This is a genomic window from Variovorax paradoxus (assembly GCF_902712855.1).
Lineage (GTDB): Bacteria > Pseudomonadota > Gammaproteobacteria > Burkholderiales > Burkholderiaceae_C > Variovorax > Variovorax paradoxus_Q.
In genome coordinates this window covers 523,324-548,271 of record NZ_LR743507.1, presented here as the reverse complement: position 1 = coordinate 548,271, position 24,948 = coordinate 523,324, and the positions used below count along the sequence as shown (strand labels likewise).

At 69.0% G+C, this 24,948-nt stretch carries 17 protein-coding genes; 10 read left to right on the top strand and 7 right to left on the bottom strand.

The genetic code is table 11. The features are described from left to right. Positions 1-10: 10 nt before the first annotated feature. The 6 genes from AACL56_RS02585 to dnaA form a co-directional block, all read right to left on the bottom strand. Positions 11-2,314, bottom strand: a complete 2,304-nt coding sequence (locus AACL56_RS02585; RefSeq protein ID WP_339088268.1) for an AAA family ATPase — start codon at positions 2,312-2,314, stop codon at positions 11-13. A gap of 9 nt (positions 2,315-2,323) precedes the next feature. Further along, a complete protein-coding gene (locus AACL56_RS02580; protein ID WP_339088267.1) occupies positions 2,324-5,608 on the bottom strand; it encodes an AAA family ATPase in 3,285 nt (1,094 codons plus the stop codon). Continuing rightward, positions 5,605-8,886 (bottom strand): AAA family ATPase, encoded by a 3,282-nt coding sequence (locus AACL56_RS02575; protein ID WP_339088266.1) that lies wholly within the window; start codon positions 8,884-8,886, stop codon positions 5,605-5,607. Before AACL56_RS02575 ends, AACL56_RS02580 begins: the two co-directional genes overlap by 4 nt. A gap of 205 nt (positions 8,887-9,091) precedes the next feature. After that, entirely contained in the window at positions 9,092-11,716 is a 2,625-nt protein-coding gene (gyrB, locus tag AACL56_RS02570; protein WP_339088265.1) for a DNA topoisomerase (ATP-hydrolyzing) subunit B, read from the bottom strand. Positions 11,717-11,851: 135 nt separating this feature from the next. Then, complete coding sequence (gene dnaN / locus AACL56_RS02565) at positions 11,852-12,958, bottom strand: DNA polymerase III subunit beta (RefSeq protein ID WP_093128829.1); 1,107 nt, start codon at positions 12,956-12,958, stop codon at positions 11,852-11,854. 95 nt (positions 12,959-13,053) lie between these two features. Next, complete coding sequence (gene dnaA, locus AACL56_RS02560; protein ID WP_339088264.1) at positions 13,054-14,433, bottom strand: chromosomal replication initiator protein DnaA; 1,380 nt, start codon at positions 14,431-14,433, stop codon at positions 13,054-13,056. 343 nt (positions 14,434-14,776) lie between these two features. On the opposite strand from dnaA, the gene rpmH reads away from it, so the two are divergent. From rpmH to AACL56_RS02525, 7 genes are all read left to right on the top strand, one after another. Continuing rightward, positions 14,777-14,911, top strand: a complete 135-nt coding sequence (gene rpmH, locus AACL56_RS02555) for a 50S ribosomal protein L34 (RefSeq protein ID WP_007834827.1) — start codon at positions 14,777-14,779, stop codon at positions 14,909-14,911. Positions 14,912-15,012: 101 nt separating this feature from the next. Further along, positions 15,013-15,435 carry a ribonuclease P protein component gene (locus AACL56_RS02550; RefSeq protein ID WP_339088263.1) on the top strand — a complete coding sequence of 141 codons (423 nt, stop codon included), beginning with the start codon at positions 15,013-15,015 and terminating at the stop codon, positions 15,433-15,435. Beyond that, positions 15,432-15,719, top strand: coding sequence for a membrane protein insertion efficiency factor YidD (yidD, locus tag AACL56_RS02545; protein WP_339088262.1), 288 nt, complete (start codon positions 15,432-15,434; stop codon positions 15,717-15,719). The genes AACL56_RS02550 and yidD overlap by 4 nt, the downstream gene beginning before the upstream one ends. Beyond that, positions 15,716-17,404, top strand: a complete 1,689-nt coding sequence (yidC, locus tag AACL56_RS02540; RefSeq protein WP_339088261.1) for a membrane protein insertase YidC — start codon at positions 15,716-15,718, stop codon at positions 17,402-17,404. Before yidD ends, yidC begins: the two co-directional genes overlap by 4 nt. An 87-nt stretch (positions 17,405-17,491) precedes the next feature. Next, positions 17,492-18,898 (top strand): tRNA uridine-5-carboxymethylaminomethyl(34) synthesis GTPase MnmE, encoded by a 1,407-nt coding sequence (gene mnmE, locus AACL56_RS02535; protein ID WP_339088260.1) that lies wholly within the window; start codon positions 17,492-17,494, stop codon positions 18,896-18,898. A 90-nt stretch (positions 18,899-18,988) separates the two neighbouring features. Beyond that, entirely contained in the window at positions 18,989-19,450 is a 462-nt protein-coding gene (locus AACL56_RS02530; RefSeq protein WP_339088259.1) for a Crp/Fnr family transcriptional regulator, read from the top strand. Between the two features lie 110 nt (positions 19,451-19,560). Beyond that, positions 19,561-20,598, top strand: a complete 1,038-nt coding sequence (locus tag AACL56_RS02525; protein WP_339088258.1) for a zinc ribbon domain-containing protein — start codon at positions 19,561-19,563, stop codon at positions 20,596-20,598. A gap of 55 nt (positions 20,599-20,653) precedes the next feature. Here the strand turns inward: AACL56_RS02525 and AACL56_RS02520 are convergent, their stop codons facing one another. Continuing rightward, the gene (locus AACL56_RS02520; protein WP_339088257.1) at positions 20,654-22,639 is read right to left on the bottom strand and encodes a monovalent cation:proton antiporter family protein; all 1,986 of its coding nucleotides are present in this window, start codon (positions 22,637-22,639) and stop codon (positions 20,654-20,656) included. An 87-nt stretch (positions 22,640-22,726) separates the two neighbouring features. On the opposite strand from AACL56_RS02520, the gene AACL56_RS02515 reads away from it, so the two are divergent. The 3 genes from AACL56_RS02515 to lptC are packed head-to-tail and all read left to right on the top strand — an operon-like array spanning position 22,727 to position 24,938. Continuing rightward, positions 22,727-23,728, top strand: coding sequence for a KpsF/GutQ family sugar-phosphate isomerase (locus AACL56_RS02515; RefSeq protein WP_339088256.1), 1,002 nt, complete (start codon positions 22,727-22,729; stop codon positions 23,726-23,728). After that, entirely contained in the window at positions 23,728-24,288 is a 561-nt protein-coding gene (locus AACL56_RS02510) for a KdsC family phosphatase (protein WP_339088255.1), read from the top strand. Before AACL56_RS02515 ends, AACL56_RS02510 begins: the two co-directional genes overlap by 1 nt. Continuing rightward, entirely contained in the window at positions 24,285-24,938 is a 654-nt protein-coding gene (gene lptC, locus AACL56_RS02505) for an LPS export ABC transporter periplasmic protein LptC (RefSeq protein WP_339088254.1), read from the top strand. Before AACL56_RS02510 ends, lptC begins: the two co-directional genes overlap by 4 nt. Positions 24,939-24,948: the final 10 nt, after the last annotated feature.

Sequence of the window (24,948 nt, the reverse complement as noted above, 5' to 3'; positions counted from 1 at the left end):
CGGCGGCTCTTCAGCCGGAGACGGGCCGCACCACCACGGCCGCGTCCGCGATGTCGACCTTGAGCAGCGTGCCGTCCGGCACCTCGCCGAACATCGCGCGTGCCACCGCGGCCACCACCAGCTGCTCGACGGCGCGCTGCAGCGGCCGCGCGCCGTAGGCCGGGCTGAAGCCCTTGTCCGCCACGAAAGCGACGAGCGCGGGCGAGAACGCCAGCCGCACGCCGCGGCGCACCAGCCCCTCGCGCCGGGCGATCGCATCCAGCTCCTGCAATGCGATCGCCTCGATCGCCTCGCGCGTGAGCGGCGCAAAGGGCACCACGCGGTCGATGCGGTTGAAGAACTCCGGCCGGAAGAACTGCCGGATGTCGTGAATGGTGCTGCCGCCGCCGGCGTGGCCGGCGTCCTGGCCGAAGCCCGGTGAGGCGCCGTGGCGCACGCCGAGGTTGGTGGTCATGACGATCACCGTGCTGCGGAAGTCCGTCATGCGCCCGCGGCTGTCGCGCAGCCGGCCCTCGTCGAGCACCGTCAGCAGCAGGTCGAACACCGACGGGTCGGCTTTCTCGATCTCGTCGAGCAGCACCACCGAGAACGGCTGCTGCCGCACGTGTTCCACCAGCTTGCCGGGGCGTGCGCCGGTGCCGATCAGCCGCGCGACCTGGAAAGCGTGCTGGAACTCGCTCATGTCGATGCGGAACAGCGGATCGGCCGCCGCCCCGGTGGCACCGTTCCCGTTCCTGCCCGCCCCGAAGAAGTACTGCGCCAGCGCCTTCGCCGCGGCGGTCTTGCCCACGCCGGTCGGCCCCGCGAACAGCAGCGTGGCGATCGGCTTGGCCGGGTCGTTCAGGCCGGCCTTGAACAGGTAGACCACGTCCTTCAGGTGGCCGACGGCCTCGTCCTGCCCGAACAGCTTCTGCGCGAAGAAGCCGTGCACCTGCGCGTCGTCCAGCGGCTGGTCGTCGCGCAGGAAGGTCTCGGGCAGTCCCGTGCTTTTCGCGAAGTGCACGATGACCGCGGTCTCGGTCACCACGCCCGACTGCGCCGCCATCGCCTCGCGCACGCAGTCGCCGAAGAAGCGCACCGCCTTGCCCGGAAAGCGTTCGTAGCGCACGTAGCGCTGCAGCAGCCGGTAGCCGGTGTCCAGCGCCGGGCGCTCGATCTCGACCGACAGCGCGCCCTGCGCGTGCCCCGCGAACAGCTCCAGCACGCGGCGCGCGCGCAGGCTGTCCATCTCGGGCAGTTGCAGCGTCTCGAAGCAGTCGATGAAGCCGGGCAGCCGCTGGCGCGCGGTTTCCAGCTCGCTCGGATTGGCCTCGCCCACCAGCCGCAGCGTGCCGCGGCGCAACGCCGGCAGCAGGTACGCGGCCATGGACTCTTCGGGGCTCTGCCCGCCGACCTGCAGCAGGTTGACGAAGTCGGTGACCCACAGCAGGCCGTCGGCCATGTCGAGCCATTCGACGGTCCGGTCGCACAGCGCCTGCCATTCGCCGAGGTACTTGGCGCGGCCGATCAGGCGCTCGGCATGGCTGCGCCAGAAGGTCGGCGGCGCATCGCGGCCGGCGGTGAGCCGGTGCGCCTTGCGGATCGCCTCCAGGATCGCCACGCTCTTGCCCACGCCGGGCTCGCCCACCAGCAGGAGGTTGCCGCCGCGCGCCAGCCGGGCGGCGATCTCGTCGACCAGCGCGCCCTGCTCCCACGCCACCTCGGGAAAGACATGAAGGCCGCGCCGCGCGCCGACCTCGGGGAGCCGGTCGGCCACCGCCGAAAGCGCCTCGTAGGTTTCGCGCAGGTGGCGCGGCACCTGCTGCCGGCCGGTGGCGCGGTCGTCGCGCCGCACGTCGATCTGGTCGAGCCACGGCACCGAGGGCATGAGATAGCGCTGCGCCGTCTCGGGCGACAGGCCGTCGAGGCATTCGCGGGTGTAGTGCTCGATCAGCACCGGCAGCTGCGCGTCGTCGTAGTAGTAGAAGCTCTGGTCCAGCCACGGCAGGTAGCACTTGGCGTAGCCGTCTTCCTCGTTCTGGCCGAACACGGCAGCCACGTGGAAATCGGTGGCGCGGGGCTCGGGGAAGTTGCCGCGCTCGGTGCGGTGCGCGAGGCTCACCGACACGTGCACCAGCTTGAGCCGCGCGTCGTCGATGTCGGGCTCGGGAACGTAGCCGTCGCGCTCGCGTTCGCGCTGCAGGGTTTCGGCGAGCGCCGCCTTCACGCGGCGCGCGCTGCGCTCGATCACCTGGTAGTCGGTGCCGAGCAGGATGCCGCAGACGGCGTCGTCGTCGAGTTGCCAGCACACGAGGGGATAGGAAAGCGTCGCCATGCGTGGGTCTCAGTCTTGCGCGGCGCGGGCGTCCCACAGCAGCAGGCGCCAGTCGTCCTCGCTGAGCGGGCCGCTGAACTTGCGCACGCGGCCGGAGCGCAGGTCGCTCAGGCAGCGGTGGTCGCCGGCGCGCGCCGGTTCCAGGCGCAGCCGCACGATCTCGGTGGGCAGGGGCGGCGGCGAAGCATCGGCCCGGTCTTCCATCGGCAGCAGCCGCACCGCCAGCGGCAGCGGCCGGTCGTCGCCCACGTACCAGAGGTGGATGCCGCACTCGCCGCCGAACGCGTCGCGCAGGCCGATGCCTTCGAAGCAGCGCACGCCGTCGCGCGGCGACGGCAGTTCGTGCAGGTCGAGCTGCGCGACCAGCGCGGCATAGTCGGCCCATGCGGTCTTCACGGCCGCCTCGCCCGCGCCGGTCTGCAGCGGCACGATCTCCACGCCGATGCGTTCGATGCCGTGCCGCGCCAGGCTGTCCGCGCGGCGCGCGAGCTGGTCGATCTCGAGCTGCCAGCGCACGGCTTCGGCATCGGCGCCGCGCAGCGGCTGCGAGCCGGCCAGCAGCTGCTCGAACAGCTCATGGATGTCGTGCTGCGCGGCCAGCATGTCGGTCATCGGGCGGCCCATGCAGCGCCAGTCGCGCGCGCGAGGCGGCAGTTGCCTCACCGCGCGCACCGGCGCGGCGCGGCGTTCCGACAGGTCCCAGCTGCGCCGCGCCAGCACTTCGCGCAACGGATCGAGCCGCACCTGCAGCGCGCGCAGCGCCAGCGCCTGGGCGTCGGGCGGCCCGGCATCGAGCTGGCCGCGCAGCCGGTCGTGCAGGGCGTCGGCCGCGGCCGCGAGCCGCTGGTAGTCGGCGGCGGAGCCCGTGTCGCCGGGCAACGCCACCGTGCGCTGCTTCGCGTAGTCGAGCACGGTGGCGCGCGTGGCAAGAGCGCCCTCGCCCGGCACGCCGTCGAAGGCCACGTCGAGCAGCATCGGCTGGCCGCTGTGCGACGCGGCCAGCCGCTGCGCGATCGGCTGCGTGAGCGCGCGCTCGATGCCGCGCTTCAGCGCGCGCGCGCCCAGCGCCTCGTCGTGGCCGAGCCGCGCGAGATGATCGAGCGCCTCGGCCGACACGTTCAGGAAGGTGAGCCGCCGCACGAAGCCGTCGCGCGCCAGCACGCGATCCAGCTGCAGCCGCGCGATGGTTGCGATGTCGTCCGCCGCCAGCGGCGTGAAGCCCACCACCTGGTCGATGCGGTTCAGGAATTCGGGCCGGAAGAAACGCTCCACCGCCTCGCGGTAGGTGTGGGCCACGTCGCCCGCTTGCCGCACGAAGCCGGTGTGGCGGCTGGCCGCGCTCGCGCCGAGGTTCGAGGTGAGCACCACCACGCATTGCGAGAAGTCGGTGGTGCGGCCCATCGCGTCGGTCAGCCGGCCCTCGCCGAGCAACTGCAGCAGCAGGTCGTGCACCGAGGGATGCGCCTTCTCGATCTCGTCGAGCAGCAGCACGCAGGCGCGCCGCTGGCGCACGGCGGCGGTGAGCTGGCCGTCGGGCCGGTGCACGTCGCCGATCAGCCGGCCCGTGGCGTCGCCGTCGACGTACTCGTTCATGTCGAAGCGCACCAGCCCGCCTTCGTCGGCGAACAGGAAATCGGCCAGCAGCTTGGCGGCCTCGCTCTTGCCCACGCCGGTGGGGCCGATGAACAGCAGCGACGACAGCGGCTTGCCCGGCGCGGCAAGGCCCGACTTGACCAGCGCCACCACGTCGACCAGCTGCGCACGCGCCTCGCCCTGGCCGATGAGCCGCGCCGCGAAGTGCGCCGCCGCCTCGGCCGGCGCCAGGCCCACCTGGCGCGAGAACAGCTTCTCGCGGAAGTGGTAGGTGGCCGTGTACGCGGCCAGCACCTCGGCGCGGCCGACCTCGCCGCGCGCATGCCGCACGGCCAGCCGGTCGAGCACGCGGATCGCCGAGCCGGGCAGCACTTCGTCGGCGGCGAAGCGGCGCTCCATCTTCAGCAGTTCGGCCACCGCGCCCGCTTCGATGCGGCACTCGTGCTGCTGCTCGAGTTCGGCGCGGCGCCAGTTGACGATGCGGATGGCGGTGGCGCGCGGCGGCGCCTCCACGCGGATCACGCGGAACAGGTCGGCGAAGCGGCGGTCGCGCTGCTGCACCTTCTGCCAGGCCTCGGGCGTGGCCTCGCCGATCATGGTGAAGGCGCGCTTCTCGAGCAGCGGGCGCAGCACGTCGGCCAGCGTGAGCGTGTTCTGCGAGCTCTTGCCGATCGCCATCAGCGCGACCAGGTTGTCGCAGTAGAGATGGTCGGGCCGCGCGATGCGGAAATCGTCGCGCAGGCGGAACTGAAGGTACTGCAGCAGCACGGCCATGCGGCGCTGCCACTGGCCGATGATGCTCATGCCCGAGATCACGCGCATCGGGTCGAGGTGCCAGATCTTCTGCATCCGCTGGCGGTCGCGGCCGGTCTCGATGTCGATCTGGCGGCGCAGCGCGCCGTGCACCAGCGCCGTCTTGCCGGCGCCGCGCGGGCCGACCAGCACGATCGCGCCGGCACCCCCCTCCGCACCACCGGCGCCTTCGCCGCGGTAGATGGCGCGCCGCAGTTCCTCGACCGCGTCGTCGCGCAGGATCGCCCGTGCGAGCGCGTCGGGGTACAGGTCGTTCAGGTCGACGGCGGCGCGCGCCATTTCGCTCGGGCCGTCGCCGATGCCGTCGTCGCGCATCGCGCTGCGCCGGTCGTGGCCGCTCTCGAACGGAAAGTGCCCTTGCGCGATACGCATCGACAGCTCGAGCTCGCCGAGCTCGTCGTTCGGGGAGGCCAGGTAGCGCTGCGGGTCGAAGGCATCGCCCAGTTCCTTGCGCTGCTCGCGGAACCACGCCTGGATGGCGGCCACCAGCCGCTCGGTGCGCTGCGACTTGTCGAGGTGCGGTTCGCCCAGGTCGGCCACCAGCGCGTCGAGCTGCGGCAGGCAGGCGTAGCGCCGGCCGGCCACGCTGAAGTGCGCGGCGGCGAACGCGCCCTCGACCCAGCGCCGGCCGCTGTCGAAGCCCAGCGGCACGAGTTCGAAGCGCAGCTCCGGCGAAAAGCTCAGCCACAGGCGCTCGTCGAGCGTGTCGCGAGAACTGCGCGTGCCCTGGAAATGGCGCACCACCGCCTGGCGCAGCTTGTTCAGCGCCAGCTCGTAGCGCACGGCCGTCGCCTCGATCTCCGGCAGGAACAGGCAGCGCAGGCGGAAGCCCGCCTCCTTGCGGTGCGTGACGAAGACCGGAACGCGCAGGCTGCCCTGGCCGCTCACTGGTCCTCCTCCCCGAGCAGCATGCGGTCCATGAGCGCGTTGAAGTGGTTGTCGAGCACGCGCTTCCATGCGGGTGCGTCGGGAAATTCCGAATGCCAGTCGGCCTGCGGCGCGCCCAGCAGTCCCTGCTTCAGCACCCGGTGCACGGGACGGCTGTCGAAGAAATGCTGGCGATGCACGTTGGTGGGCGTGGCGAAGGCCGCGAGCGTCTTGTTGAGCACGGAAACCCAGGCGTCGGACTTGCGGTCGCCTTCCCAGATGCGCCACATGCCGCTTTCGCCGCGGAAGTAGTCGAACACCGCCGGGCCCCTGAGTTCGATCTCGAAACCGACGACCAGGCTCTTGCGGCCCGAGGCCTGCGGCCACGGAAACTTGAGGTACTGGCTGGGCGGTGCTTCTTCTTCCCTCGCGTCGTGCTTTGCGTCCTGCTTCGCGTCTTCTCGACGGTCGTCCGGCTTGCCCTCGCGTTTCCGCTCGGCCGCCGCCTGCTGCAACTCGGCCGCGCGCGCGGAGGGCTTCTGGGGCTCGTCGCCCAGCCGCACCACCTGCGAGCGCACCTCGAAGCCGGCGAGTGCGGCGGCCTCGGTCCACGCGGCATGCAGCGTGGCGGCCAGCGCCGGCGAGGCGTAGAGACCGACCGTGCAGACGCTGCTGTCCGGCCGCACCGCGTGGAAGGCGCGCTGCTTGAAGCCGGTGAAGCGCGTGCGCCACGCGGCCAGGTCGGGCGGCGCGTCGGCTTCGCCGACCAGCGCCAGCAGCGCCTGGCCTTCCAGCTCGATGATCTCCGCGAACAGGCCCTGCGCCTGCTGTTGCACGGCAGCGAGCTCGCGCGCGCGGGCGGCGTGCTCGGTGCCGTCCCAGTGCGGCAGGTGCGGTGCGCGGCGGCGCCGGTTCTCGTGGCGTCGGCGTTCGTGGTCGAGGCGGAACAGCTGGTTCACCAGGGTCACGTAGAGCGGTCCTTCGGTCACGCGCTGCCAGTGGCGGCGGGCCTCGGCCAGTGCGTCGGCGGCGAGCAGCGGCGTGTTGTCGACGGGACGCTGCAGCAGCTCGGTGCGCACCTCGAATGCGCGCGCGCCGCCCGGGCCGGGACAGACCTTCACCGACAGCGGCGTCACGTAGGCATGCGGCGACAGCGCATGCGCCAGCGGCAGCAGCAGTTCGCGGCGCAGCACGCGCTGCACGTCGCGCGCCCCGTAGCGCGCATCGCCGGGCAGCGTGGCCAGGTGCGCGGACACGCCGGCGTCGAGCGCGAGTTCGGCGTTGCGCTCGAGCAGGCCTTCGCGCTGGCGCATCAACGCCATCTCGCGCTCGAAGATCGGCGCACGCTCGGCGGCCGACAGCGCGGCGAACGGCACGATGTGGTCGATGCGGTTGAAGAGTTCGGGGCGGAAGGCCTGCTGCACCGCCTGCTCGAAATGGCTGCGCGGATCGCCGCGCTGCGCGCCCAGGCCCATCGGCGTGCGCTGCATCACCTCGGCGCCGAGGTTCGAGGTCATCACCACGAAGCTGCCGCAGAAGTTGGCTGTGAGCCCGTCGCCGCCGGTCAGCCGGCCTTCGCCGAGCACCTGCAGCAGCAGGTCGAAGAAGCTCGGGTGCGCCTTCTCGAGCTCGTCGAACAGCACCACCGAAAACGGCTGGCGCCGCACCGCGCCGACCAGCACGCCTTCGTCGCCGCCCAGGTCGCCGAGCAGGCGCAGCACCGCCACCGGGTCGGCGTACTCGCTCATGTCGATGCGGATCATGCGGCGCGCGTCGCCGAACATGAACTCGGCCAGGGCCTTGGCCGTCTCGGTCTTGCCCACGCCCGTGGGCCCGATCAGCAGCATCGACGCGATCGGCTTGCCGCTGCGCGCCAGGCCGGCCTTGGTGGCGACCAGCAGGTTGGTCACCACCGAGAGCGCATCGGGCTGGCCGAACAGGCGGCGCCGGAAGAAACCGTCGACCTCCTCGAGCGACAGCGGCAGCCGCGCGTCGAGCATGCGGCGCGGCATGCCGGTCTCGGCGCAGAAGGCGGCCAGCGCTTCGTCGCGGCCGATGTCGGCGCCCTGCCCTCCGCGGTCACCGCGATGGCCTCGCGCGTGCAGGATCAGTTCCTCGAAGAAGCGGATGCCCTTGCCCGGAAAGCCCGAGTAGGGCGAGAAACGGCGCTGCAGCGCGATCAGTTCGGACACCGCCTCGGGCGACACCGCCACGCGGTGCGCGGCGGCCAGCGCGGCCACCGCGGCGAGCATCGTGCGCTCCTGCTCCGCCTCGGGCAGTTCGGGCAGGCGAACCACCTGGAAGAGTGCCGAGAAGCCGGGACTGCGCAGGTCGATCAGCGAGAGCTCGGCGGGCGTGGCCTCGGCCAGCAGCATCAGCTGCCCGCGCGCCAGCGGCTCGCGCAGCGCGTCGCCGAGGCTGATGCTGTTGCCCTCGTACTGGCCCACCTCGAACAGCTCCGACAGGTGGCCCACGTAGAGCGCGACGTTGCGTTCGGCCAGCTCGCGGCACAGCCCGCTCAGCGCGTGCTGCCAGCTGCCGTCGCGCGTGAGGCCCTGGATGAGCCGCGCCGCGCTGGTTTCCCACGGTGTGCCACCGGCGCGGTCGCGGCGCTCGCGCGCGTACTGGTGCACCAGCGCCGTCTTGCCGCTGCCTTCGGCGCCGACGACCAGCACGCTGCGCGCGAAACGCCCTTCCGCCGCGCGCGCCATGGCCTTCAGCGGCTCGTCCAACTCGACGGCCGTGCGCGCGCTCGCGCTCATCTCGTTGGCCACCGCGGGCAGCAGCGGTTCGGCGCGTTCGTTCTTCAGCCGGCGCAAGGTCTCGGCGCTGTGGAACACCACGTCGAGCGGCAGCTGCGTCAGCTCGACCTGCTCGAACCATTGCGCGGCCACCTGCCGCCGCACGTCGGCCTGCCGCCCGGTGCGCCGGTGCTCGAGCACGACCGCCTCGATCACCGCCTCGCGCAGTCGCTCCGGCTCGGCGAGCGTGACGATGCCCAGCGCCGGAACGCAACCGATGCAGGGTGTGTTGGCCGGGCCGCTGGAAAGAAACGCGACATGGCGGACGCGGCGCGGCGGATGCAGCAACGGGTTGCTGCCGCCGGGAATGTCGATGTCGATCTCGTGCCGCTCGAAGACCGGCGGGTCGTTGATCTGCACCGCCTCGAGATAGCGCCCCTTGTCGACCAGGTGCGACTGCACCGCCTGCGCCATGCGCCGCGCCATCGCCTGCGCGCTGCTGCCGAGCCATGCCATCGCGGGGAAGGCCAGCGGCGTGACGACGGTCTCGCCGGACACGGTGGTCAGTTCGAAGAAGGCGAAGCTGGAGGGAATGGGAGAGGTCCTGTGCGCAGACGAAATTGGCGCAGATTCTGCCTCACGGCCTTGACGGTCCGAAGGCGCGGTGGCGCTTTGGACGCACAAGGCAAAACGCCCGGCGGGGCCGGGCGTTTCGAATGAATGCGAAGGTTCGCGGAAGCGGACCGAGCGGCCGGCGGACGGACTACACGTCGATGTTCGCCGCGCGCAGCGCGTTCTGCTCGATGAACTCGCGGCGCGGCTCCACCTCGTCGCCCATCAGCATCGTGAACACGCGGTCGGCTTCGATCGCGTCGTCGATCTGCACGCGCAGCAGGCGCCGCACGTTCGGGTCCATGGTGGTTTCCCACAGCTGTTCGGGGTTCATCTCGCCCAGGCCCTTGTAGCGCTGGCGCGAGGTGGCGCGTTCGGCTTCGCCGATCAGCCACTTCATGGCCTGGCGGAAGTCGTCGACCTTCTCTTCCTTGGCGCGTTCGCCCTCGCCGCGCTTGACCAGCGCGCCTTCGGTGCTCAGCAGCCCGCGGAAGGTGTTGGCGGCTTCGGCCAGGGCCGCGTAGTCGGCGCCGTGCACGAAGTCCTGCGTGAGCACGCTGCTCTTGATGTTGCCGTGATGGCGGCGGCTGATGCGCAGCAGCGGCTTGTCGGTGCGGGCGTCGAACTCGCTGCTCACCTCGGCGGGCACGCCGGTCGTGTTGAGCTCGCGCAGCTTGGCCTGCAGCGCCACGGCCGATGCCTCGGCGGCCGGGGTGGTGTCGAGGTCGAGCGCCACGCCGTCGGCGATGGCGCGCAGCGCCTCGGCGTCCATGAAGTTGCGCAGGCGCGCGATGACGGCCTCGGCCACCTGGTGCTTGCGCGCCAGCTCGGCCAGGGTGTCGCCGGCGAGCGTGGTCGAGCCGGCGCCGCCGGTCTCGATGCGTGCATCCTTCAGCGCCACCTTGAGCAGGAAGGCGTCGAGCGCGGGACCGTCCTTCAGGTATTGCTCTTCCTTGCCGACCTTCACCTTGTACAGCGGCGGCTGCGCGATGTAGATGTGGCCGCGCTCGACCAGCTCGGGCATCTGGCGGTAGAAGAACGTGAGCAGCAGCGTGCGGATGTGGGCGCCGTCGACGTCGGCGTCGGTCATGATGATGATGCGGTGGTAGCGCAGCTTGGCGACGTTGAAGTCGTCCGCGCCGCCGCCCGCCGTGCTCGCGCCGGCGCGGCCGATGCCGGTGCCCAGGGCGGTGATCATGGTCAGGATTTCGTTGCTGGTCAGCAGCTTCTCGTAGCGCGCCTTCTCGACGTTCAGGATCTTGCCGCGCAGCGGCAGGATGGCCTGGAACTTCCGGTCGCGGCCCTGCTTGGCGGAGCCGCCGGCGGAGTCGCCCTCCACCAGGTAGACCTCGCACAGTGCCGGGTCCTTCTCCTGGCAGTCGGCGAGCTTGCCGGGCAGGCCCATGCCGTCGAGCACGCCCTTGCGGCGCGTCATCTCGCGGGCCTTGCGGGCCGCTTCGCGGGCGCGGGCCGCCTCGATGATCTTGCCGCAGATGATCTTGGCGTCGTTCGGGCGCTCCTGCAGGTAGTCGGTCAGCAGGCGGCCGACGATGTCTTCCACCGGCGCTCGCACTTCGCTGGAGACCAGCTTGTCCTTGGTCTGGCTCGAGAACTTGGGCTCCGGCACCTTCACGCTCAGCACGCAGCACAGGCCTTCGCGCATGTCGTCGCCCGAGACCTCGACCTTGGCCTTCTTGGCCAGTTCGTTCTCTTCGATGTACTTGTTGATGACGCGCGTCATCGCGGCGCGCAGCCCGGTGAGGTGGGTGCCGCCGTCACGCTGCGGGATGTTGTTGGTGAAGCACAGCACCTGCTCGTTGTAGCCGCTGTTCCACTGCATCGCCACTTCGACGCCGATGTGCGTTCCCGGAATGCCGCCGTAGGTGTCGGCCGGGCGTTCGCCTTCGGCGTAGAACGAGTTCGGGTGCAGGACGGTCTTGCCCTTGTTGATGAACTCCACGAAGCCGCGCACGCCGCCGGCACCGGAGAAGTCGTCTTCCTTGCCGGTGCGCTCGTCCTTCAGGCGGATGCGCACGCCGTTGTTCAGGAAGCTCAGTTCGCGCAGGCGCTTGCTGAGGATCTCGTAGTGGAAGTCCGAGTTCTCCTTGAAGATCTCGGTGTCCGGCAGGAAGTGCACCTCGGTGCCGCGCTTGTCGGTGTCGCCGATGATCTTCATGGGCGACACCTCGACGCCCTGCACCGTCTCGAGCAGGCGGTCCTGGACGAAGCCGCGGCTGAACTGCAGTTCGTGGATCTTGCCTTCGCGGCGAACCACCAGGCGCAACATGACGCTCAGCGCGTTCACGCAGGACACGCCCACGCCGTGCAGGCCGCCCGACACCTTGTAGCTGTTCTGGTTGAACTTGCCGCCGGCGTGCAGTTCGGTCAGCGCGATTTCCGCGGCCGAGCGCTTGGGCTCGTGCTTGTCGTCCATCTTCACGCCGGTGGGAATGCCGCGGCCGTTGTCGGTGACGCTGATGGAGTTGTCGGTGTGGATGGTCACCACGATGTCGTCGCAGTGGCCCGCGAGCGCCTCGTCGATGGAGTTGTCCACGACCTCGAACACCAGGTGATGCAGGCCCGTGCCGTCGGAGGTGTCGCCGATGTACATCCCCGGGCGCTTGCGCACGGCTTCAAGCCCTTCGAGGATCGTGATCGAGCCTTCGCCGTAGCTGGTGTCGGCGGCGGCGATGACCTCGGGCGGCACGACCTGGACCTCCGGGGTGTAGACCGGCTCGGTGTGCGGGACTTCAGGCTTGTTTTCTTCAGCACTCATTCGGATATTCCTCTGTCTCTCACGCCGTCGGCGTGATTTTTCGGGCTCTCAAGAACTCGTTTCACCGCCTCTTGAAAGCGCAAACCCGCGGAGGGCCGCGGGTCGTGTGCGCAAGGCGCTGTGTTGTCTGACTCGTCAGATCCGCATCGGCATGACGACGTACTTGAAGGATGCGTTCTCGGGAATGGTCAGCAGCGCCGAGCTGTTGGAGTCGGCCAGGTCGAGCTTGACCATGTCTTGGTCCATGTTCGAGAGCGCGTCGATCAGGTAGGTCACGTTGAAGCCGATCTCGATGGAGTCGCCACCGTAGTCGATGTCGAGTTCGTCCTGGGCTTCTTCCTGCTCGGCGTTGTTCGACGCGATGCGCAGCGTCCCCGGTTCGATGTTCAGTCGCACGCCCTTGAACTTCTCGCTGGTCAGGATGGCGGTGCGCTGCAGGCTGGCCAGCAGCGGCGCGCGGCCCAGCGTGACCGTGTTCTTGTGGTTCTTCGGAATGACGCGGTTGTAGTCGGGGAACTTGCCCTCGACCAGCTTGGTGACGAACTCCATGCCGCCGAAGCTGAACTTGGCCTGGTTGTTCGCGAACTGCATCTCGATGGCGCCTTCGGCGTCGGACAGCAGGCGCTGCATCTCGAGCACGGTCTTGCGCGGCAGGATGACTTCCTGGCGCGGCACTTCGACGTCGAGCGTGGCCGACGAGAACGCCAGGCGGTGGCCGTCGGTGGCCACCAGGCTCAGCTGCTTGCCTTCGGCCACGAACAGGATGCCGTTGAGGTAGTAGCGGATGTCGTGCACGGCCATCGCGAACGAGACCTGCGAGAGCAGGTCCTTCAGCGTCTTCTGCGGCACGCTGAACACCGGCCCGAAGTTGGCGGCTTCCTGCACCAGCGGGAAGTCTTCGGCGGGCAGCGACTGCAGCGTGAAGCGGCTCTTGCCGCCCTTGAGCACCAGCTTGCTGGCGCTCGACTCGAGGCTCACGGTCTGGTCGGCCGGCATGGTGCGCAGGATGTCGATGAGCTTGCGCGCGCCGATGGTGGTGGTGAAGTTGCCTTCGTCGCCGCCGAGTTCGGCGGTGGTGCGGATCTGGATCTCGAGGTCGCTGGTGGTCAGCTGCAGCTGGCCGCCGGTCTTGCGAATCAGCACGTTCGCCAGGATAGGCAAGGTGTGACGCCGCTCCACGATGCCCGCCACCGACTGCAGCGCGGCGAGGACTTTGTCTTGGTTTGCCTTCAAAACGATCATGTCTTCTTCCTCTTCTCTATCTCTTTGAATCAGCTTGTAAGGGCGCCATTCTCCGCTGTCGCGACGGCCACCCTCGACGACATCCGGCTTCTTCTTCAGCCCTTGAGCGTTTGTTCGAGCACGTGGAGCTGCTGGTTGAGTTCGGTGAGCTGCTGGCGCTCGCCCGAAATCTTGCGCACCGCGTGCAGTACCGTCGTGTGGTCGCGTCCGCCGAACAGCTCGCCGATTTCCGGCAGGCTCTTCTGCGTGAGTTCCTTGGCCAGGTACATCGCGATCTGCCGCGGCCGCGCGATGCTGGCCGGGCGCTTCTTGCTGTACATGTCGGCGACCTTGATCTTGTAGTAGTCGGCCACCGTCTTCTGGATATTCTCGACCGAGATCTGGCGGTTCTGGATCGACAGCAGGTCGCGCAGCGCCTCGCGCGCCAGGGCGATCGAGATCTCCTTCTGGTTGAAGCGCGAGTACGCCAGGATCTTGCGCAGCGCGCCTTCGAGCTCGCGCACGTTGGAGCGTACGTTCTTCGCAACGAAGAAGGCCACTTCCTCGGGCATCTCGGCCGATTCGGCGCGCGCCTTGTTGATCAGGATGGCCACGCGCATCTCGAGCTCGGGCGGCTCGATGGCGACCGTGAGGCCGGAGTCGAAGCGCGACACCAGGCGCTCGTGGATGTCCGCCAGGCCCTTCGGGTAGGTGTCGCTGGTCATCACGATGTGCGACTTCTTGGCCAGCAGGGCCTCGAACGCGTTGAAGAATTCTTCCTGCGTCCGGTCCTTGTTGGCAAAGAACTGCACATCGTCGATCAGCAACAGATCGAGCGAGTGATAGCGCTCCTTGAACTCGTCGAAAGTCTTGCGCTGGTACGCCTTGACCACATCCGACACGAACTGCTCGGCGTGGATGTAGAGAACTTTGGAATCCGGCTTGTCGGCCAGCAGCCGGTTGCCCACAGCATGCATCAGGTGGGTCTTGCCCAGGCCGACGCCTCCGTAGATGAAAAGCGGGTTGTAAAGATGGCCTGGCATGCCGGCCACGTGCATGGCCGCGGCGCGCGCCATGCGATTGGCCGTGCCCTCGACCAGGGTGTCGAAGGTGAGACCGGAATTCAGCCGGTTCTTGAAGCCCGCGGCAGCGGGCTCCTCGCCCGGACCGGCCACGTCGCGCGGCACGTCGGTTTCGGTCATGACCGCCACAGGCGCAGTGCGCACGGGCACTTCGCGAGGAGCAAGCGCTAACTCGATGGCGACCGGCTGGCCGTACATCTTCTCCGCCATGGCGGCGATCTTGCCGGCGTACTGGGCCCGGATCCAATCGAGCTTGAACCGGTTGGCGACGAACACGGTCATGCGCGACAGGTCGTCGGCGACCTGTGCGTTCAGGGGCTTGATCCAGGTGTTGAACTGCTGCTCGGACAACTCCTGCGCGAGCTGGTCGACGCAGGCTTGCCAGAGACTTTCGCCGATGCCGTCAGTGGACATGGACGCTTGGAAAAGTGAAGAGACCTTCGGGCATTTCTTGGTATAGGTATTGTGGATATTCTCTGCTGGAAGGCACCGGGCATTCTAACTTGTCAAAACCTTATCCACACGCTGTCGATGGCGACGAAAGGCCCGCAAATCCAGTCGAAGATTGTTCCGGCGGCCAATGTTTGCGATAATTGCGGGTTTCCCTGAAAACCTCTTTGCGTTCTTCATTGGCGCTCGGAGTAGGAGTTCAGGGGTTACCCCTGGGTCCAACCCAATACCGCTCCCCCGGCGCCCCGCAGGTTCCTCATGCTTTCCGCACGAAGAGCCGGCGCGAACAGGGAATTAGGAAATCACCATGAAACGCACTTACCAAGCATCCAAAGTCCGCCGCGCCCGTACCCACGGCTTCCTGGTCCGCATGAAGACCCGCGGCGGCCGTGCCGTCATCAACGCACGCCGCGCCAAGGGCCGCAAGCGCCTGGCCGTCTGACGGCAGCCCACCTGCCGTTGCCCGCAGCCGACACGTCAGCGCAGGCGCCCGCAGCCAGCGCTTCCGGTTCGTCCGGCCTTGACGTGCACGGCCCGGCTTCCATGCAGCGGCTCAAATCCCGCGCGCAATTTCAGGCCGTCCTCGCAGGTGCCACCGTGGCGCGCACTGCTCATTTCGCATTGCACCGCTGTGCGCTCGATCTCGCATCGAGCGCACAGCCGCTGTTCGCGTCCGACGATGTCTGGCTGGGTGCCATGGTGCCCAAGCGCTGGGCACGTCGCGCGGTCACGCGCAATGCCATCAAGCGCCAGATCTACTCGGTGAGCGCTGCCGTGGGCGGCGCCTTGCCACGTGCTGCGCACGTGGTGCGTCTGCGCGCCGGGTTCGACCGCAAGGAATTCGTGAGCGCCACCTCGGACAAGCTCAAGGGCGCGGTGCGCGCCGAACTCCAGCAGTTGCTGGAGCGTGCCGCGCGGCCTGCTCGCCCGTCCTCCCCGGCGCCTTCCTCTTCATCCTCGCCATGAAACGCCTGCTGATCGGCTTCGTGAAGGGCTACCGCCTGCTGCTGAGCCCCTGGCTCGGCCAGTCGTGCCGCTTCACGCCGACCTGCTCGGTGTATTCGATCGAGGCGCTCGAGGTGCACGGTGCGCTCAAGGGCAGCTACCTCACGCTGCATCGCATCGCGCGCTGCCAGCCCTGGTGCGATGGCGGGCACGATCCGGTTCCGCCGAAATCACAGCGTCGCACTGACAAGTCAGGATCGCTGTTTTCGTCTCTTCTCTCCTCCGACAAGAAGTCTTCGTCATGAACGATATCCGCCGCACGATACTGTGGGTGATTTTTGGGTTCTCGCTGGTGCTGCTGTGGGACCAATGGCAGGTCTTCAACGGCAACAAGCCGACCTTCCTGCCGTCGAGCAAACCCGCCGCCACGGCTGCGGCTCCCGCCAATGCGCCGGCCGCCAGCAACGGCGTGCCCACCGCATCCGGAGGCGGCAGCGCGGGTGCGGTGCCCACTCAAGCCGCAGCGGCCGCGCCGCGCGAGCAGGTCAACGTGACCACCGACCTGTTCAAGGCGACCATCGACAGCGAAGGCGGCACGGTCAACTACCTCGAACTGCTGAAGTACGACGAAGCCGACCGCACCAAGCACGTGGTGCTGTTCGAGAACGGCTCTCCCGCCACCCGCTACGTCGCCCAGACCGGCCTGCTGAACACGGTCGACACTGGTGAGCGCTTTCCCAACCACCTGACGCCGATGACGCCGAAGGCCGGTCCGCGCGAGATGGCCGACGGCCAGAACACGCTCGAGGTGAGCTTCGAAAGCGCGCCCGTCGGCGGCCTGAAGTACATCAAGACCTATGTGTTCCACCGCGGCGACTACGCCATCGGCGTGCGCCACGAAGTGGTCAACACCAGCGACCAGCCGCGCGAGGCGCAGCTCTACATGCAACTGCTGCGCCACGGCACCGTGGCCGCCGGCACCATGTTCGGCACGAACACCTTCACCGGACCGGCCGCGTACACCAACGAGAAGAAGTTCCACAAGCTCGACTTCAAGGACATCGCCAAGGGCAAGATCGAACCGCCACCGCCGGCCAACGACGGCTGGGTGGCCATGGTGCAGCATTACTTCGTGTCGGCCTGGTTGCTCAAGGGCGACCCGGTCAGCGACCAGCTGCGCCGCGAGTTCCGCGTGAAGGACCTGGGCGAGAACCTGTTCACCGTTGCCATGGTGGCCACGCTGCCCAAGATCGCCCCCGGCGCGACGCAGGTCGTGAACAGCACGCTGTTCGCCGGCCCCGAGGAAGAAAAGAAGCTCGAAGCCATCGCCCCCGGCCTGGACCTGGTGAAGGACTACGGCATCTTCGCGATCATCTCCAAGCCGCTGTACTGGCTGCTGAACCAGCTGCATGGCCTGATCGGCAACTGGGGCTGGTCGATCGTGGCGCTCGTGGTGCTGCTGAAGGCGGCCTTCTACTGGCTCAACGCCAAGGCCTACGCCAGCATGGCCAAGATGAAGGCCATCAACCCGAAGATCATGGAGATGCGCGAGCGGCTGAAGGACAAGCCGCAGGAGATGCAGCAGGAAATGATGCGGATCTACAAGACCGAGAAGGTCAATCCGATGGGCGGCTGCTTCCCCATCGTGATCCAGATCCCGGTGTTCATCGCGCTGTACTGGGTGCTGCTGTCGTCCGTCGAGATGCGCCACGCGCCGTGGATCGGCTGGATCACCGACCTGTCGGCACCGGACCCCTGGTACATCCTGCCGATCGTCATGACGGCGACCTCGCTGTTCCAGACCTGGCTCAACCCGACGCCGCCGGACCCGATGCAGGCCAAGCTGATGTGGATCATGCCGCTCGCGTTCAGCGTGATGTTCATCTTCTTCCCGGCCGGTCTGGTGCTGTACTGGATCACCAACAACGTGCTGTCGATCGCGCAGCAGTGGTTCATCAACAAGCGCCTGGGCGTGCTCGGCACGAAGTAACAAGGCAGAACAGCGCAGCCACCAGGCTGCCCTGCCATCCTGAGAAGGGCCGCGAAAGCGGCCCTTTTTGCTGAAAGAATCCGCACCATGCTTGCCCGCACCTCCGACCCCATCGTCGCCATCGCCACCGCCTCGGGACGTGGGGCCGTCGGCATCGTGCGCGTGTCGGGCGCCCGGCTGGCCCCGCTGATCGACGCACTCTGCGGCCGCGTGCTCAAGCCGCGCGAGGCCACCTACCTGCCCTTTCGCGATGCCGACGGCGAGCCGGTCGACCACGGCCTGGCCATCCATTTCCCGTCGCCGAACTCCTTCACCGGCGAGGACGTGCTCGAGCTGCAAGCCCATGGCGGCGCTGTCGTGCTGCAACTGTTGCTGGCGCGCTGCCTCGAGGCCGCGGCCGAGCCCGACCCGGTCACCGGGCGGGCGCGCCTGCCGGGCCTGCGGGTGGCCGAGCCCGGCGAATTCAGCCAGCGGGCCTTTCTCAACGGCAAGATAGACCTGGCGCAGGCCGAGGCGATCGCCGACCTGATCGACGCCAGCACCGAAGCGGCCGCGCGCAGCGCCGGGCGCTCGCTGTCGGGCGCGTTCTCGCGCGAGATCCACACGCTGCGCGACGCGCTGATCCACCTGCGCATGCTGGTCGAAGCCACGCTCGACTTTCCCGAGGAAGAAATCGATTTCCTGCAGAAGGCCGACGCCGCCGGCCAATTGGCGAAGCTGCAGTCGCAACTGGCGGCCGTGCAGCAGCGCGCGCGCCAGGGCGCGCTGCTGCGCGAAGGCATCAAGGTGGTGATCGCGGGGCAGCCCAACGCGGGCAAGAGCTCGCTGCTCAATGCATTGGCCGGCGCGGAACTCGCCATCGTCAGCGCGGTGGCGGGCACCACGCGCGACGTGGTCTCGCAGACCATCCAGATCCACGGCGTGCCGCTGCACGTGGCCGACACCGCCGGCCTGCGCGAGAGCAGCGACGAGGTCGAGCAGATCGGCGTGGCGCGTGCCTGGGGGCAGATCGAAAGCGCCGATGCCGTGCTGTTCCTGCACGACCTCACGCGCGCCGGCCAGGCCGACTACGCTGCCGCCGATGCCGAGATCCTGCGTGGCCTCCAGGGCAAGCTGCCGGCGAGCGTGCCGGTGCTCGATGTCTGGAACAAGCAGGACGCAGCGCCCGATGCCGCCCCCGGCGCGGGCATTGCGCTGTCCGCCAGGACCGGGCTGGGCATCGAGGCGCTGCGCGAGGAACTGCTGGCCATGGCCGGCTGGCAGTCCGTGCCCGAGGGCGTGTACCTGGCCCGCGCGCGCCATGTCCAGGCGCTGGCCCAGGTCGACGGCCACCTCGCTCTGGCCGCCAGCCATCTCGCGGCGCAGGCCCAGTTGCTCGACCTGCTGGCGGAGGAGCTGCGGCTGGCGCAGAACGCGCTGAACGAAATCACCGGCGAGTTCGGCGCGGACGACCTGCTGGGCGTCATCTTTTCGCGCTTCTGCATTGGGAAATAGCGACAGCCGCGCGCAAATCCGTAAACATTTGTAGCCGAACCTTGCGGGCTTCGCGGATACTTCGGCACACATGCGGGGGTCGAGAAAAACATGTCCATCCAGAACCTGAGCCGCGCCATCGCGGAGAACCTGAGCAGCGACGCTTTCGCGTTGACGTTCACCGTGCAGCAATGGGAGACCCTGGCCGGCTACCTGCAGCCGATCGACACCAGCATCGGCGACGTGCTGATCGAGCAGGGCACGCCCGACCGTTCGGTCTTCTTCATCGAGAGCGGCGCGATCAGCGTGCACCGCGTCAGCAGCAAGGAGCAGATGAAGCTCGCCGTGCTCACGTCCGGCTCGGTGGTCGGCGAAGGCGCGTTCTTCTCCCGCCTGCCGCATTCGGCCAACGTGGTGGTCACCGGTGCCGGACGCGTCTGGCGCCTCACTTCGGTGCGCTTCGTGGAAATGTCGAACCGCCAGCCGAACATGGCGCTCGAGATCTCGCTGGCCCTCGGCGGCGTGATCGCCAAGCGCATGGCGCACCGCTCCAAGCGCGTCGCGGTGACCTGAAGCGGGCCGCGCTGTCCTCCCCAGCCAGAAGTTCCAGACCCTGCAGATGCGGCCATGCACGCCATCGGCCTACCGTTTTCCCCTTGGATCCCGAGAGTAGTCAGTAAGCCATGGCCTTGATCTGTCCGGTCTGCAGCGCGGAAAACCGCGATGCCGCCAACTTCTGCCGGGATTGCGGCGTCGCACTGTCCGCCACGGCCGATCGGATTCCTCCGCCACCGAGCCCCGAACGCGAATGGGCCACCACCGCGCCGGCCCAGTTGCGCGCGCCGACCATTCCGGCCCCGCTGTTCGATGCGGGCAGGCCGCCACCGGCGCCCGCGCCAGCCCGCGGCCGGTTCCGTGCGCCCGCGCGGCCGTCGTTCTTCGGACGGCTGGGCGGCGGGCCGCGCGACGAGGACGACGAACAGACCGTGTTCATGGTGCATGACGACGACGAGCTGCCGCCCTCGTCGTCGCGCCGCGCCGCACCGGCCACGGGCGACGACATGCGCGCCGAAAAGTCCGAGCGAAAGAAGACGCGAACCCGTACACGCCGCGCCGTGCCGGTCGAGCCGCGGCCGCCTCGCAAGCGCGTGATCCTGCTGTGGGTGGGCCTGCTGGTGGTCGCGGTGGGGATGATCGTCGCGGGCTGGTACGGCTACGGCACGCGCAGCAAGGCGACCGCGGCGGCCGACGAAACTGCGTCTGTCGCGCCTGTCGCCCCGGTTGTCCAGCCGCAGGCGCCGGCAGCGCCCACCGCGCCTTCCTTCGCCGAGTCCGCGCCGGCCGCCGATGCGGCGCCCGCCGTGCCCGAGCCTCAATCTGCCGCATCCGCGCAGCCGGCGGAACCGGCGCCGGTTGCGCCCGCTGCAGCGGTGGCCAAGCCCGCCGCTGCGAAGGCGCGCAAGCAGGCCACGCCTGCCGCGCCTGCACCCAGCGCACCCGAGCCTGCCGCGCCCGTGGCAGCGGTTGCGCCGCCGCCGCCGGCTCCCGCTGCACCGGCCGAACCCGCGGGCCAGTGCGGCGACCGCAACTTCATCGCCAAAGCGCAGTGCATGGCCGCCCAATGCCTGAAGCCGGAGTTCAGGTCGCACGCGCAATGCGAAGCGGTGCGCCGCCAGCAACGGCTCGAAGAAGAAAAGCGCAACCCGACCCTGGTGAACTGATCCCGCGCGGGCGCGGCCGCACGGCTTCGTGTCGCGCCATAAGACGCGCGCGCGCTCAGCCTCGCTGCAGCTTCTCGACCGCCTTTGCCAGCGCGGCGGGCTTGCCGGACAGAACCAGCGTGTCGCCATCCGAGAGCACCGTGTCTTCGGCCGGCGTGCGCGGCTGGCCGTCGTGCCGGCGCAGGCTGGCCACCCGCACGCCCAGCGTGTGCAGGGCCATCCGTTCCAACGTCTGGCCGATCGCACGGGCGCCGGCATTCAGGGTGAAGCTGTTGAGTCGCTCGTGATCGATCTCGTCGGCGTTGTCGTCGTCGGCGCCATGAAAGTAGCCGCGCAGCAGGTTGTAGCGGGCGTCGCGCTGGTCCTGCACCACACGGATCACGCGGCGCATCGGCACGCCGACCAGCGCCAGCGCATGGCTGGCGAGCATCAGCGAACCCTCGATGGCCTCGGGCACCACCTCGGTCGCGCCGGCCGCCTGCAGCTTCTCGAGGTCGTGGTCGTCCTGCGTGCGCACGATCACCGGCACGTGGGCCGCATGGGCGCGGGTGTTGGCCAGCACCTTCATGGCGCCGGGCACGTCGAGGTAGGTGACGACCACCGCGCTGGCGCGCGCCAGACCGGCGGCCATCAGCGCCTGCAGCCGCGCCGCGTCGCCGAACACCACCGAGTCGCCGGCCGCGGCGGCCTGGCGCACGCGGTCGGGGTCGAGGTCTAGCGCCATGTAGGGGATGCCCTCGCGCTCGAGGATGCGCGCGAGGTTCTGGCCGCAGCGCCCGTAGCCGCAGATGATCACGTGCTGCGCGGTGTTGATGGTCTTGCGCGCGATGGTCGTCATCTGCAGCGACTGCTGCAGCCAGTCGCTGGCCACGAGCTTTCGCACGATGGCGTTGCTGTACATGATGATGAACGGCGTCGCCAGCATCGACAGCACCATCGAGGCCAGCACCGGGTTGGCCAGCCATGGCGGCAGCAGGCTGCGCTCCTGCGCCAGCGTCAGCAGCACGAAGCCGAACTCGCCGGCCTGCGCCAGGTACAGGCCGGTGCGCAGCGACACGCCCGACGTGGCGCCCAGCACCTTCGCCAGCACCGTCACCAGCGCGAGCTTGAAGGCCAGCGGCACCAGCAGCAGCACGCCCACCAGCGCCCAGCGCTCGACCACGATGTGCCAGTCGAGCGACATGCCCACCGTGATGAAGAACAGGCCCAGCAGCACGTCGTGGAAGGGGCGGATGTCGGTCTCGACCTGGTGCTTGTATTCGGTCTCCGACACCAGCATGCCCGCGATGAACGCGCCGAGGGCCAGGCTCAGGCCGGCCAGCTCGGTGAGCCACGCCAGGCCCAGTGTGATCAGCAGCACGTTGAGAATGAACAGTTCCTCGCTGCGGCGCCGCGCCACCAGCGTGAGCCACCAGCGCATCACGCGCGGGCCGCCGTACAGCAGCACGCCGATCAGGAAGCTCGCCTTCAGCAGCGCGAGGCCCAGCGCCTTGGCCAGCGCCTCGGGCGGTGCGCCCAGCGCGGGGATCAGCACCAGCAGCGGCACCACGGCCAGATCCTGGAACAGCAGCACGCCCATCACGCGCTTGCCGTGCTCGCTCTCGAGTTCGAGGCGCTCGGCCATCAGCTTGACCACGATGGCGGTGCTGCTCATGGTGAGCGCGCCCGACAGCGCCAGCGCGGTCTGCCAGCCGAGCCGCCACGACGCCGGCAGCCACCGTGCGATGACCAGCGCGCCGATGGTGGCGATGGTCATGGTCAAGAGAACCTGCAGCAGCCCGAGCCCGAACACGTGCTTGCGCATCGCGCGCAGCTTGGGCAGGCTGAACTCCAGCCCGATCACGAACATGAGGAACACCACGCCGAACTCGCCCAGGTGCTGGATGCCCTCGGTGTTCTGTGCGAGCGCGAAGGCATGCGGGCCGATGAGCACGCCGGCCGACAGGTAGCCGAGCATCGGCGGCAGCTTCAGGGAACGGCAGGCAACGACGCCGATCACCGCGGCAAGCAGATACAGGAGCGTGAGATCGAACGACGACATAGGCGCGCATGCTAGAGCAATGTCCGTGCCCCGGCCTTCCCCGGGACTTGGGATGCCCTCGCGTGGCCCGGCCCGTAAAATCGGCCGATGAGTTCCCGCCCCGCACCGGCCCCCGTGGTCGACCCCGACGCCATCCTCGCTCGGGCACGCCTCACCTTCGACGTCGAAGCCGAAGCCGTCATCGGCCTGAAGGCCCGCGTCGGGCCGAGCTTCGTCGATGCCGTGCGCAGGATCCTCGAGGTGCGCGGCCGCGTGGTCGTGATGGGCATGGGCAAGAGCGGCCACGTCGGCCGCAAGATCGCCGCCACCCTCGCCTCCACCGGCACGCCCGCGATGTTCGTGCACCCGGCCGAGGCCAGCCACGGCGACCTCGGCATGATCAAGTCGGTCGACCTGGTGCTGGCCATCTCCAACAGCGGCGAGGTCGACGAGCTCACCGCCATCCTGCCGGTCGTCAAGCGCCAGGGCGTTCCGCTGATCGCCATGACCGGGCGCCCCGAGTCCACGCTCGCACGCCATGCGGACATCGTGATCGACGCCGGCGTTTCCAAGGAAGCCTGCCCTCTCAACCTCGCTCCCACCGCCAGCACCACCGCCCAGATGGCGATGGGCGACGCACTGGCCGTCGCGCTGCTCGATGCGCGCGGCTTCGGGTCTGAGGACTTCGCGCGTTCGCACCCGGGCGGCGCGCTCGGACGCAAGCTGCTCACGCACGTGAGCGACGTCATGCGCTCTGGCGACGACGTGCCCCGCGTGGCGCCCGACGCCAACATCGGCGAGCTGATGCGCGCCATGAGCAACAAGGGCTTCGGTGCTGCGGCAGTGGTGGGAGCCGACGGCCGTGCCGCGGGCATCTTCACCGACGGCGACCTGCGCCGCCTGATCGAGGCCGGCGCCGACCTGCGCACGCCCAGAGCCGCCGAGGTGATGCACCGCAACCCGCGCACCATCCGCGTGGACGCGTTGGCCGTGGAAGCCGCCGAGCTGATGGAGCAATGCGGCATCACCCGCCTGTTCGTGATCGACGGCGAAGGACTGATCGTCGGCGCGATCAACACCAACGACCTGATGCGCGCGAAGGTCATCTGATGCCCCTCGAGTTCCAGGCCGAAACCCTGCTCGCCGCACAGGACGTGCGCATCGTCTTCTTCGACATCGACGGCGTGCTGACCGACGGCGGCGTGTACTTCACCGAGCATGGCGAAACGCTCAAGCGCTTCAGCATCCTCGACGGCTACGGCCTGAAGCTGCTGCGCAAGGCGGGCATCGTGCCGGCGGTGATCACCGGACGCGACTCCAAGCCGCTGCGCGTGCGCCTGGAAGCGCTGGGCATCGAGCACGTGCGCTACGGCACCGAAGACAAGCTGCCCGCTGCGCAGGCCATGCTCGACCAGCTGGGCTTCGGCTGGGCGCAGGCCGCGGCCATCGGCGACGACTGGCCCGACCTGCCGGTGCTGTCGCGCGTCGGCTTCGCTGCCGCTCCTGCCAACGCGCATGCGGAGGTGCGCCACATCGCGCGTTACGTCACGACCGCGCGCGGCGGCGAAGGCGCGGCGCGCGAGTTCTGCGACCTGCTGCTCACGGCCAGCGGCCAGTACCGCGCGATGCTCGACGCGGCGCTGGGACCGAACCGGAGCCCGAATCCATGAGCAACGTGAAACGCGCATGGGGACTCGCGCGCGACATCTTCGACCGCACCACGATCTACCTGCCCATCATCCTGACGGCGGCCGTGGCGCTCGGCACCTACTGGCTGGTGCGCAACGCACCCAAGCTCATGGAGCCCGCGGCCAAGGTCGCGCCCACGCACGAGCCCGACTATTTCATGCGGGACTTCGTCATCAAGAACTTCCTGCCCAACGGCGACCTGCGCAGCGAACTGCACGGCACCGAGGGGCGGCACTATCCGGACACCGACACCATGGAGGTCGACAAGGTGCGCATGCGCTCGGTGTCGCCCGAGGGGCTCGTGACCCGCGCCACCGCCGACCGCGGGCTGTCGAACTCCGACGGCAGCGAGATCCAGCTGTTCGGCAACGCCATCGTCATCCGCGACCCGTCGGTCACCCCGAGCGGCAAGGCGACACCGAGGCTAGAGTTCCGCGGCGACTTCCTGCATGCCTATGTCGACACCGAGCGCGTCACGTCGAACAAGCCGGTCACGCTCATCCGCGGCACCGACCAGTTCACCGGCGACACGCTGGACTACGACAACCTGAGCGGCGTGGCCAACCTCAACGGCCGCGTGCGCGGGGTGCTGATTCCCTCCGCAGCGCCCAGTGCCGCCAAAAAGCGCTGAGCGCGCCGAG

Bases quoted from the DNA above. Each gene is read 5' to 3' on its own strand.
- AACL56_RS02585 (WP_339088268.1), bottom strand. From the start codon at position 2,314: ATGGCGACGCTTTCCTATCCCCTCGTGTGCTGGCAACTCGACGACGAC.
- gyrB (WP_339088265.1), bottom strand. From the start codon at position 11,716: ATGAGTGCTGAAGAAAACAAGCCTGAAGTCCCGCACACCGAGCCGGTC.
- dnaN (WP_093128829.1), bottom strand. From the start codon at position 12,958: ATGATCGTTTTGAAGGCAAACCAAGACAAAGTCCTCGCCGCGCTGCAG.
- dnaA (WP_339088264.1), bottom strand. From the start codon at position 14,433: ATGTCCACTGACGGCATCGGCGAAAGTCTCTGGCAAGCCTGCGTCGAC.
- rpmH (WP_007834827.1), top strand. From the start codon at position 14,777: ATGAAACGCACTTACCAAGCATCCAAAGTCCGCCGCGCCCGTACCCAC.
- AACL56_RS02550 (WP_339088263.1), top strand. From the start codon at position 15,013: ATGCAGCGGCTCAAATCCCGCGCGCAATTTCAGGCCGTCCTCGCAGGT.
- yidD (WP_339088262.1), top strand. From the start codon at position 15,432: ATGAAACGCCTGCTGATCGGCTTCGTGAAGGGCTACCGCCTGCTGCTG.
- yidC (WP_339088261.1), top strand. From the start codon at position 15,716: ATGAACGATATCCGCCGCACGATACTGTGGGTGATTTTTGGGTTCTCG.
- mnmE (WP_339088260.1), top strand. From the start codon at position 17,492: ATGCTTGCCCGCACCTCCGACCCCATCGTCGCCATCGCCACCGCCTCG.
- AACL56_RS02530 (WP_339088259.1), top strand. From the start codon at position 18,989: ATGTCCATCCAGAACCTGAGCCGCGCCATCGCGGAGAACCTGAGCAGC.
- AACL56_RS02525 (WP_339088258.1), top strand. From the start codon at position 19,561: ATGGCCTTGATCTGTCCGGTCTGCAGCGCGGAAAACCGCGATGCCGCC.
- AACL56_RS02520 (WP_339088257.1), bottom strand. From the start codon at position 22,639: ATGTCGTCGTTCGATCTCACGCTCCTGTATCTGCTTGCCGCGGTGATC.
- AACL56_RS02515 (WP_339088256.1), top strand. From the start codon at position 22,727: ATGAGTTCCCGCCCCGCACCGGCCCCCGTGGTCGACCCCGACGCCATC.
- AACL56_RS02510 (WP_339088255.1), top strand. From the start codon at position 23,728: ATGCCCCTCGAGTTCCAGGCCGAAACCCTGCTCGCCGCACAGGACGTG.
- lptC (WP_339088254.1), top strand. From the start codon at position 24,285: ATGAGCAACGTGAAACGCGCATGGGGACTCGCGCGCGACATCTTCGAC.